General features: G+C 38.5%; 10 protein-coding genes. 5 read left to right on the top strand and 5 right to left on the bottom strand.

Translation table 11 applies throughout. The features are described 5' to 3' along the window. Window positions 1-77: 77 nt before the first annotated feature. Window positions 78-1,670, bottom strand: a complete 1,593-nt coding sequence (locus tag TJ68_RS02660; protein WP_040928590.1) for a type I restriction-modification system subunit M — start codon at window positions 1,668-1,670, stop codon at window positions 78-80. A 585-nt stretch (window positions 1,671-2,255) separates the two neighbouring features. Here TJ68_RS02660 and TJ68_RS02665 point away from each other — a divergent pair. The 3 genes from TJ68_RS02665 (at window position 2,256) to TJ68_RS02675 (ending at window position 4,789) form a co-directional block, all read left to right on the top strand. Next, window positions 2,256-3,308 (top strand): 2,3-butanediol dehydrogenase, encoded by a 1,053-nt coding sequence (locus TJ68_RS02665; protein ID WP_040928591.1) that lies wholly within the window; start codon window positions 2,256-2,258, stop codon window positions 3,306-3,308. Between the two features lie 104 nt (window positions 3,309-3,412). Beyond that, window positions 3,413-3,709 carry a rhodanese-like domain-containing protein gene (locus TJ68_RS02670; protein ID WP_040928592.1) on the top strand — a complete coding sequence of 99 codons (297 nt, stop codon included), beginning with the start codon at window positions 3,413-3,415 and terminating at the stop codon, window positions 3,707-3,709. Window positions 3,710-3,892: 183 nt separating this feature from the next. Continuing rightward, a complete protein-coding gene (locus TJ68_RS02675; protein WP_040928593.1) occupies window positions 3,893-4,789 on the top strand; it encodes a nuclease-related domain-containing protein in 897 nt (298 codons plus the stop codon). A 206-nt stretch (window positions 4,790-4,995) separates the two neighbouring features. Here the strand turns inward: TJ68_RS02675 and TJ68_RS08485 are convergent, their stop codons facing one another. The 3 genes from TJ68_RS08485 to TJ68_RS02690 all read right to left on the bottom strand — a co-directional run bounded on the left by TJ68_RS08485 (window position 4,996) and on the right by TJ68_RS02690 (window position 7,016). Continuing rightward, a complete protein-coding gene (locus tag TJ68_RS08485; RefSeq protein ID WP_162138446.1) occupies window positions 4,996-5,187 on the bottom strand; it encodes a hypothetical protein in 192 nt (63 codons plus the stop codon). Window positions 5,188-5,311: 124 nt separating this feature from the next. Beyond that, on the bottom strand, window positions 5,312-6,004 hold the full coding sequence (locus tag TJ68_RS02685; RefSeq protein ID WP_040928595.1) for an ABC transporter ATP-binding protein: 693 nt from the start codon (window positions 6,002-6,004) through the stop codon (window positions 5,312-5,314). A 1-nt stretch (window position 6,005) separates the two neighbouring features. Then, window positions 6,006-7,016 carry an ABC transporter permease gene (locus TJ68_RS02690; RefSeq protein WP_040928596.1) on the bottom strand — a complete coding sequence of 337 codons (1,011 nt, stop codon included), beginning with the start codon at window positions 7,014-7,016 and terminating at the stop codon, window positions 6,006-6,008. A 79-nt stretch (window positions 7,017-7,095) separates the two neighbouring features. Between TJ68_RS02690 and TJ68_RS02695 the strand changes: the two genes are divergently transcribed. Together TJ68_RS02695 and TJ68_RS02700 are read left to right on the top strand one after the other, a co-directional pair. After that, a complete protein-coding gene (locus tag TJ68_RS02695; protein WP_040928597.1) occupies window positions 7,096-7,758 on the top strand; it encodes a response regulator transcription factor in 663 nt (220 codons plus the stop codon). After that, the gene (locus tag TJ68_RS02700; protein ID WP_040928598.1) at window positions 7,748-9,088 is read left to right on the top strand and encodes a sensor histidine kinase; all 1,341 of its coding nucleotides are present in this window, start codon (window positions 7,748-7,750) and stop codon (window positions 9,086-9,088) included. Before TJ68_RS02695 ends, TJ68_RS02700 begins: the two co-directional genes overlap by 11 nt. Window positions 9,089-9,534: 446 nt before the next feature. Here the strand turns inward: TJ68_RS02700 and TJ68_RS02705 are convergent, their stop codons facing one another. Continuing rightward, window positions 9,535-10,512: an LCP family glycopolymer transferase gene (locus TJ68_RS02705; protein ID WP_081643646.1), complete on the bottom strand. Its 978-nt coding sequence runs from the start codon at window positions 10,510-10,512 to the stop codon at window positions 9,535-9,537. Window positions 10,513-10,661: the final 149 nt, after the last annotated feature.

Consider the following 10,661-nt stretch of genomic DNA (forward strand, 5'->3'; position numbering starts at 1 on the left):
CTTACACTGCTCCCAATCTTCACTGAATCCTTTGAATCTTAGCTTAGGCACCAGTCTCTGCTCACCTTGTTTTTTCATTATTTGAACATCTCCCTTGTCGCCTCAATGATTTCTCTCGATTCATCTGTCACTTCTAACTCATCAAGCATCGCAAGGAATTCTTTCTCCGCTTCAGCGATTTCTTTATTGATCTCCTGCATTTCTCTTGATAGTTCTTTAATATCGATTGGTTCTGGCTCTTCGAATGTATCGACGTATCTCGGGATGTTTAAGTTAAAGTCGTTTTCTTTTATTTCTTCAAATTCTGCAACGTAAGCATACTTGTCTACGAATTCTCTATTTTTATATGTCTCTAATATTTTATTGATGTGTTCTTCTGTTAAGTGGTTCTGGTTTTTCTTTTTCTCGAATTCTGCTGACGCGTCGATGAATAGAACGTCACGGTTAGGACGGTCTTTTTTCAAGATTACGATTGTCGTTGGTATAGACGTGTTAAAGAATAAGTTCGAAGGTAATCCAATTACTGCGTCGATTGATCCATCTTCTAATAATTTTTTACGGATTGCTTCTTCTGCACCACCACGGAATAATACACCGTGTGGGAGTACGATTGCCATCGTTCCTGTATCTTTTAAGTGATAGAATCCGTGTAATAGAAATGCGAAATCCGCTTTTGATTTTGGCGCAAGTCGGCCGTATCTAGAATATCTGTTATCCATTAAGAAGCCTTTTTCTGCTGACCATTTTGCTGAATATGGTGGGTTCATAAGTACCATATCAAAGTTTGTCGGTTCTTCTGTTGGCCAGTCGGCATCTAGTGTGTCTGCGTTATGTAGGTGTTGCTGCGCAATTGGTACACCGTGTAAAATCATGTTCATTCGCGCTAAGTTATATGTCGTATTGTTTAATTCTTGACCAAAATATGAGATTTTTCCTGGGTGATTTGAATATTTTTTCGCGTTTAGCATGAGTGATCCAGAACCCATCGTCGGGTCATATACAGTAAGTCCTTCTTTATTTTCCTTACCTTCTATTGCGATACGAGTCATTAATTCTGATACAGGTTGTGGTGTATAGAACTCCCCTGCTTTTTTACCAGATTCAGATGCAAATTGTCCGATTAAGTATTCATAAGCATCACCAAGCACGTCACCGACATGACCTGTTAAGTTTAATGTAGACAGTTCTTTCATCACTGAAGCGATTAATTCGTTTTTCTTATGATCTGTTGTTCCAAGTCGACGTGCATATAAATCAATGTCTTCAAACAGATCTTCAAATGCTTCAGATGACTGCTCGATATCTTTAAATCCTCTCGCTAGAGATTCTAATTCAAACGTACCATCGTTAATCTGTGACATTAGCTTTGTGAAAGTTAACTCAGGTTTAATCGTATATGAGAATGTATCTTGTACATCATATAATAAGTCTTCACGGTCTTCATCGTCGCTGTATATTTCTTCATAAATTTGCTGTGCCTCATTTAAATCTTGAGTCGGAGACTCCATTAATTCAGTTATGTAATAGAGCATTTTATCTGATAAGTATTTGTAGAAAACGAGGCCTAGCAGGTAATCTTTATATTCATTCGCATCCATTTTAGAACGCAATAAGTCTGCTGAATTCCATAATGTTTGGTACAACGTTTTTGTGCTAATTTTTTCTGTCATTGTTAGATCTCCCTATTTATTATTTTGAAAACCTATTTTTAGATAAAAAAAGCCTTATCATAAAAATCAAGCTTTTACTAATAATGTTACATCACATTAAATATAATTGCTAACCATATATTGGCACTCTCCCCATTTCTCGTATCGTCGGCGAACTGACATCTTCACCGTCGCTAACAGGATTATCGTCGGCGAGTTTTTAAAATACCGACGGTAAATCGAGTATCGTCGGCGAAAAAGTGGTTTCCTGAGAATTCGCCGACGATTCGATGATTCCCGACGGCGAATAGAAATTTGGCCGACGATAAGTCTCACAGCGTCTGTGGGAATTCTATTTCACCGACGATTCGCGCCAGCCCCGGGGTTTTTCATCGATTTGCGATAGCTTGTCCCATATTGTCATGCAACCCTAGTTTTTTATCTATTTAAGAAGATTAAAAGCCCGCTCCCCCACTCATCACTCGCCAAAACACACCCAGAAAGTTCAATTTCTCACAAAATCGTCGAATTTTTTCTTCTTATCATGCATAATTTTTCAGGATTACTGGGTATATTAGATATATAAATATAAAAGGAGTGTTTTTGATGAAAGCAGTAGTTTACTATGACACGAAAGACGTCCGTGTTGAAGAGGTTGAAGAACCTAAAGTTCAAGATGGTCTTGTTAAAGTTAAGGTTGCTTGGACTGGTATTTGTGGTACGGATTTACACGAATATCTTGGTGGTCCGATCTTCATTCCTGGTGATGAACCGAACCCAATCACTGGTCAAGAGCGTCCAGTCGTTATGGGACACGAGTTTTCTGGTGTCATTGAGGAGTTAGGTGAAGGTGTTGAAGGGTTAAACGTTGGAGATAAAGTATGCGTAAACCCAGCGTTAACGAATAACTTACACCCGAATCCGTTATATGACTTCTATAAAGAAGGTACTTTCATCGGTCTTGGTTGTGATGGTGCGTTCGCTGATTACGTCGTTGTTCCAAAAGAAAATATCGTGAAGTTACAAGATTCAACTTCACTAAAAATTGGTGCGCTTGTTGAGCCAACAGCTGTAGCGTTACAAGCGATTCGTGAATCTGAAATGGAATTTGCAGAGTCTGTTGCGATTTACGGTGCAGGACCAATTGGTCTAGTAACTGTACTTGCTGCACGTGCGGCTGGTGCAAGAGATATCTTCGTATTCGACTTATCAGACGAGCGTTTAGAAAAGGCAAAAGAATTCGGTGCAACTCACACATTAAATAGTGGTAAAGAAGACCCTATCGAGTTTATCCACCAGTACTATCCAGACGGCGTAGATCGTACATTTGAGGTTGCTGGTGTACCGATTACGTTAGAACAATCTATTAAATCAACTCGCCCAAGAGGTATGGTAACAATCGTTTCAATCTTTGAAAAAGCAATTGACTTCAACCCAATGTTACTCACAACAAGTGGTGTAAGAATTTCTTCTACACTTGGATATGAGCCAGACATTTTTGAAGCAACTGTTAAAATGATTGAGTCAGGTCAAATCGATCCAAGCCCAATGATTACAAGTGAAATTGAGCTTGATGAGATCATCGACAAAGGTTTCAACACTCTTATCGAAGATAAGAGCCAAGCGAAAATCTTAGTCAAACTTAGCGGCGAAGAATAAGAACAGTTTCAAACATCGTATCCGAATCGGATACGGTGTTTTTTGTATGCAATTTGGAAAAGTTCATATAAAATCAAATTAGAGATAAAGTTGGGAGGATTTCAATGGAACAGTTAGAAATGCTGAATTTTACAAAAGATGAATTACAAAAACTCGCGGACAACAAGCAGTTAATCGATGTGCGTTCAAAAGAAGAATACGATGAAGTACACATCCCTGGCGCGCTTTTATATCCACTTGATGAAATCGAGACGTTTGATTTACCGAAAGACCGCGAGTATTATGCATATTGCCGCTCTGGAAAACGCAGTGAAATGGCATCACAGTACTTAGAACAACTCGGTTACGAATTTAAAAACTTAAACGGCGGAATAATCGCATACGTCAATAAAGTGAAATAAAGATGAGGAGACTCATCTTTTTTATTTTGCATACAGATTTTAAAAATCTGCTCTAGGAATTACTTAAAAACTGCGAATGATTTTTAAAATACTACGTATTTTAAGAACAGAAATTAAAATTTCGCTTTTAGACCAAAAGTACTTTATCAGTTAGTATAAGCGTAAAACAGCTGGAGGTTATATATGTTAGAAAGAAGTTTTGCGCATCAACAACTGCGTGCACTAAAGTGGCGCTTGCCGCTCGATGATGATTCTAAATATTACTTAGAGCGATTAGAGCGTGGGTTTGAAGGTGAAAATGAGTTTTCTGAGATTATTTCTTCGTATAATTCGTGTACGAGCATCCATGATTTTACGTTTGAAATTGATGGCTCGACGCGTCAAATCGATACTGTTTCTTTATTTAATAATGAATGCATACTATTCGAAGTAAAAAATTATATCGGTGATTTTATTTATAAAGATGATGAATTTTATGTATATCATAATATGCAAAAAATCCCTTCGCCTGTAAGGCAAGTCGATGAAGCGTCGAGTAAGTTTCGGGAGTTATTGCAGCGTATCGGTGTACGAAAATCGGTGCGTCATTATGTAGTGTTTATAAACGAGGAATTCCATTTGTATAATGCACCGGATCACCTATCGATTATTACCCGTGCACAACTGAGGCGCGTGCTAGACAATTTGGCTAGAAATCGAGATGCTGTGAATGATACCACTCTTCAGTTAAAGGAAAAGTTGCTCGCACATAATATAAAAGACACTCGCCCCGCACAAAACATCTATCATTACGATGATTTAAAGAAAAATGTCTTTTGCTTTAACGACGGAACGCCGCTTCACCTATCTGGGCGAAATTCTTTTACTTGCGAGATATGTGACTTTAAAACTTCAGTAAAAGAAGTAGTACTTGAAACCGCTCGGGACTTCTCCGTCCTTTTTCCGACAGAGAAAATCACCGTACCTGCACTAATCGACTTCTCAGGTGGCGTACTCACAAAACATAATTTACAAAAAGCATTAAATGAGGAATGCGTGCGCCATAATAAAGGTCGCGGTACGTATTATACATTACGATGAAGAAAAAAAGCCCCGTAGTATTTTATCTTGTATAGGTTTGGTGCGTACGGACGGCGAATTTGAATGAGAGTGCTCGGCTAGCGGCTGGAAATTGGTTCGAATCGTCGGTGAATGAGCTTGCTCGCCGACGATTCGCTGATTTTGATGGAATCGTCGGTGAACTCAAGTTTTCACCGTCGCTATGGGACTTATCGTCGGCCAAATTTCTATTCGCCGTCGGGAATTGCCGAATCGTCGGCGAATTCTCGAAAATCCCGTTTTTCGCCGACGATACTGTTATTACCGTCGGTGAAATAAAAAGTCGCCGACGATAATGCTGGCTGCGTCGGCGAGAGTTCGTTTTCGCAGACGATAACCGGAATCGACGGCGAACCCGGACTTCCACCGACGATTCTCACCCAGTTTAATTAGCTCTATCCAACTAAATAAAAGATTCCCCCGAACTATCCTATATCTTTAGGGGGAATCTAGGAATAGCTCAGGGGAATCCGCGAGATTTCGATAAAGAAAGTCTATCTATCTCTATGCACTTTCTTTATCTTGTATTTTTTCTTCTTCTAACTTACCGCCTTTTAAGACGTATAGACGATCTGCGTATTTAAAGATGCGCTGGTCGTGCGTGATCATGATGCATGCTGCGCCGTTTTCTTTGACGCGCTGTTGGATGACTTCGACGACTTGTACTGCGCGCTCGAAATCGAGTGATGCAGTTGGTTCGTCTGCTAATATGAGTGACGGATCGTTCATAAACGCGCGAGCAATCGCAACGCGTTGCTGTTCACCACCAGATAGTGATTTTTGGTAATGGTCGAGTCGGTGCTCGAGTCCAAATAGTTTAAGGATTTCTTCAGCACGTGCTTTTGCTTCTTTCTTACCCATGCCCGCTTCACGTCCGACAAACTCGAGTTGCTCGCGGACTTTTAAGTACGGCAGTAAGTGCGACTCTTGAAATATAAATCCAATTTCTCCGAGTCGTAAGCCTGTCATTTCGCTATCTTTATAAGACGTCCAGTCGTCTCCATTCATAATAATCTTTCCATCTGTTGGTGATAAAAGAGCGCCGATAATCGATAATAGCGTACTTTTCCCTGAACCGGACGGTCCATATAATACGACGAGCTCTCCACTGTCTACTTTTAAATTGATATCTTCTAACACTTCAGTTTGAGTATCACCTTTACCGTAAGTTTTTGATATATTCTCTAGCTTTAACATATTAATCTCCTCCTATCGCAGTTAACGGATCGATTTTTACGACTTTTATTACTGATAACAGTGCGCCAATTAATGACACGACCATAAATGATCCAAATAATAGTACGACTAATTTATTGTTTACGAAAAACGGCATCGTAACTGGTAATAAAGTACTCAGTAAGTACGTGAGACCAATCGCGAATAACGTACTTAATATAACGATGACGAACACTTCAGTGACAATCATCGATACCATACGCATATTTTTTGTGCCGATTGCTTTTAAAATGCCGTATTCTTTCGTTTTTTGTATCGTAATAACGTAGAAGAATGCACTAATCACAATCGCAGAAATGACGAATAAAAACACGACCATTAAATTGAGTGGTAACTGTTCTGCTTGATAGCTCGGGATGCCGTTCATTAAATCTTTTTTCGTAATCGTCGTGATTCCGTCTGCTTTAAACTCATCGCTACCGACCATAATATTAGCGTCCGCTTCTTTAATTTTTTCAAAGCCATCTTTTGTTGTAAAAGCGATTGGCGTGTGCGCGTACATTTGACGTTTAACAAATCCGCTTATCTTGTATGTGATATCTGAGTCCTTTACTTCAACTGTATCACCGACGTTATAACTTTCTGCCATCGTACTGTCAATGAGTATTTCATCTTTTCCGTTTGGCTTACTTCCTTCAACAATATTTAAATTCACAGCATCTGTATAAACGAGTTGTACGTTGTCGTTGTTTTCAAATCTTAGAGGTGTCATCGATAGACTTTTATAGCCACTGTCGCGTGCGTCATTTACGACGTCTTCACTTAACACCGACTGCTGAATCTCGTTGTTCGAATCGTCTTCAATAAGAATTTTTTCGCGAGATAATGACTCAATCATTGATATATTATCTTTTCCAAGCCCTTGTGCTAAACTTGAAACAAACATGACTAAAAATGCGAGTAAAAATAAAATTATGCCGATCATTAAATATTTAAATTTATAGTATTTCAATTCTTTAAAAGCGATTTTCATTGGTCCATCCCTTCCTTCACCGTGTATATTACACCGCTACTGTGAACTCAATATGAACAAATTATTTTAGGAGGAAATTATGGTAAATATTTTAATTGTTGACGACGAAGCGTCCCTTCGTGATATGGTCGCATCAAAGTTACAGCCCGACTACACGCCGTTTCTAGCCGAAGACGCAATGCAAGCTTTCGATATTTTACAAGATGAAGATATACACCTCGCTGTTGTCGACGTCATGATGCCGTATATGAACGGCTTTGAACTTTGTAAACATATAAAAAACGATTACGATATACCGGTCATTATGCTTACAGCGAGAAGTGAATTATATGATAAACGTGAAGCGTATCAAGCTGGAACAGATGATTATATGACGAAACCGTTTGAACCTGAAGAGTTAAAATTTAGAATTGAAGCGGTCCTTTCAAGATACGGTCAATCATCAAATACGACGATCGGAAACGTCACTTTAGATAGTAATGCGTACTTAGTCGAAGTCGATTCTGAAACACTATATTTCCCGAGAAAAGAATTCGAGTTGCTCGAGAAGCTTTTCATCAATTATCCGAATGTATGTAGTAGAGATATGCTCATTGAAGAAATTTGGGGGTATGACTTTGAAGGTGACGAACGTACGGTAGACGTGCATATTAAACGTGTGAGAAAACGACTCAGTGCTGTAAACTCTCGTATTGAGATTAAAACAGTGCGCGGGATTGGATATCAAGTCCATGAACTTTAAACATTTGTCGACGCGTTTTATCGTCATTACACTCGTCGTTATGGCAATAAGCAGCATACTCGCATTTCTACTCTCAAACGTCTACTACCATTTTTATGAGAAAGAAAAAAACGACGCGCGCATTACTGAAACGTTATTAAAACAAAAAGAGTTTATAGAAAATGATACGAGGCCTGCCGAAGAAATTTTTAACCAAATTGCGAGTTTAGACTTTCAACTCATCGTGATTAAAGACGGAGAAAAACAGTTTTACGGCGATCCGTTTCGACTCGATAACTTACCAGAAAATGCATTGCAAGGTGACATCTATCACGGAATTAAAAATCGACCGTTCAACATTTTAATTACAGGATTTTTTGATAATGAAACAAAAAACACTGTCGGCACAAATGTCACAATTGACGGTGAGATGTATTCTGTATTTATGCGACCAAACGTCGGAGAAAGTATGGGAGAGTTTCGTATATTTTTAGCGATTCTACTGAGTCTCTTGATCGTTTTCTCAATTATATTTGTTGCTTTATCGTCTAACTTTATAATCGCACCGGTCATTAGATTAAAAAATTTCGCAAGTGACATACGGTTAGGAAAATATACGACAGAAAATATTGTTACTAGACGTGATGAAATTGGAACGCTGCAACGTGAGATGGCTCATATGAGTCAAGCGATTCGAGATCAGCAAAACACGAACGAACGATTCGTCGCTAACGTCTCACATGAAATTCAGTCACCGATCGCGAATTTACTCATGCAGCTTGAATCATTAAAACGAGACTACAATAAAGACACGATTCAAAATATGGAACACCAAGCAAAGCGTTTGAGTGGGTTGACAAAACAGCTGTTGCTCCTCGCTTCAATTGAACATAGTGAATCTCAACTAGAGAAAACGCACTTCGGTGCACGACCATTTATAAACGAAATCGTCCAAAGTCAGTCATATATGCTCGACCAAAAAGAAATCTTTTTAATGACGCACGTTGAAGACATAGAAATATATGGCAGCAGCCATCTCTTATATCAGGCAATCACGAACCTACTCACTAACGCGATTAAGTACACGAATCATTACGGTGAAATCAATATCTATATCAGAAAAAACAATGAGCGCGCAGAAATCATCGTAGAAGATGACGGCATCGGGATGAACGAAGATACAAAAGCGCATCTCTTTGAAAGATTTCACAAAGACCATCGAGCCGAAGACAACATCCCATCAAACGGTCTTGGAATGGCGATTGTCAAAGAAATCATCGACCTACATGGCGGGGATATAGAAGTAGAATCCGAAGAAGGCAAAGGCACGAAGATTACGGTGATTGTTTAAAGTGGGATGTAGGATAAAGCTATATGAAGCGGTTTGTCAGTAATTATTGTGTGGCTCCCACTATCTCTTGCGATAAAACACAATTCCTATTATTATTAATTATAAGGAATAAGGGAAGTCCTACCTTGCTACGTCTAACCACGTGGATAGAGGCAAAAGACATGTCATCACGACATGTCTTTTTTTATTATAAAGATAAGGTTCATACAACCATAGAGTAAGGTGATTTTATCTCTAGTGATATATAGTTTTCTAATATTTTTTTGCTAAACGAGTTGAAGTGATTGTCATTATTTGTTCTAAATTATTTTCCATAGATCAGTCCTCAAATCTTATAATTAGTTTTCTATATCATTATATAAAGAAACCCCTTATAGCCACGGAGGTCTAATTAGGGGTAGCAAGATTAATACTCTAATTTCTTTATTTAAATATACGGGTTATTTCTAATCTATCTCTAAATTCTCTCTGTACTTTCTCTTCACTTCTTCTAAACTTTCTTCATTTGGGAAGAAGTACCATAAGTTATCGTCTAATATTTCACCAGAGCCGTCTAATTGTAAACGTTCAACATTACGACGCGCACCATTATATTTAGTACCGATATCTTGAATATCAGCCATCGTTAAGTCTGTTTTTACATTGTAGCCAAGTGTGTCTACAATCGAGTTAATTCTCGTAATTGAACCAACGGATAATAACTTTTGACCTAATGCCTCAACGACTAGCTGTTGACGATCCTGACGACCGAAGTCACCACCAGAACCTTCTTCATAACGACTTCTCGTAAACGCAAGAGCCTCTGTACCATCCATGTCATAAGGTAATCCTTCAACATACGAATTCCCTCTTACAGTAAATGTAGCATTACTTGTCACAGTTACGCCACCAACTATATCTATTAGGTCCTTAAGGCCATCCATATTAATGCTGACATAATGGTCTATCGGTACATCCATTAAATTCTCAAGGGAATCCTTAGCCATACTTGGTCCACCAATGGCATACGCGTGGTTAATTTTCTCAACGGTACCATTACCAACAATTTCAGCACGCGTATCTCTCGGGACACTCACCATTACTGTTTTGTCAGTATTTGGGTTTACTGATAAAAGAATAATCGAATCCGAACGTTCTCCCAGTCCATCTCGAGATTCGTCCGAGTCAATACCGAATAACGCGATCGAAATCGGGTCTTTTTTATCAACATTTACATCTTCTCTTCTAAGTTTAGAAGCTTGTCTCTCTTCCGTACCTTCATTAATACTCGTACTCAATTGGTTTAACTTATAAAAAGTAAATCCTGCAAAAGCTGCACCTGCGATAATAAATAAAAGAAAACATGTGATTAGTACTTTTAGCCATACAGGCATTTTCTTTTTACGACGTCTACGTTTTCTTATCTTTTTTGGTTGATCTTCCATAATCATGAGACACCCTTTCTAATGTTTCACACCATGTGAAGTTACAATATTCTTCAAAACTTTAAATATAATATACTCACTCACCTTTTCTATGCATGGGATTTTGAGTTATTAGCATAATTAATTATCTTCTCTTTTGTGAAAGATTC

This window comes from Nosocomiicoccus massiliensis, assembly GCF_000438455.1.
Lineage (GTDB): Bacteria > Bacillota > Bacilli > Staphylococcales > Salinicoccaceae > Nosocomiicoccus > Nosocomiicoccus massiliensis.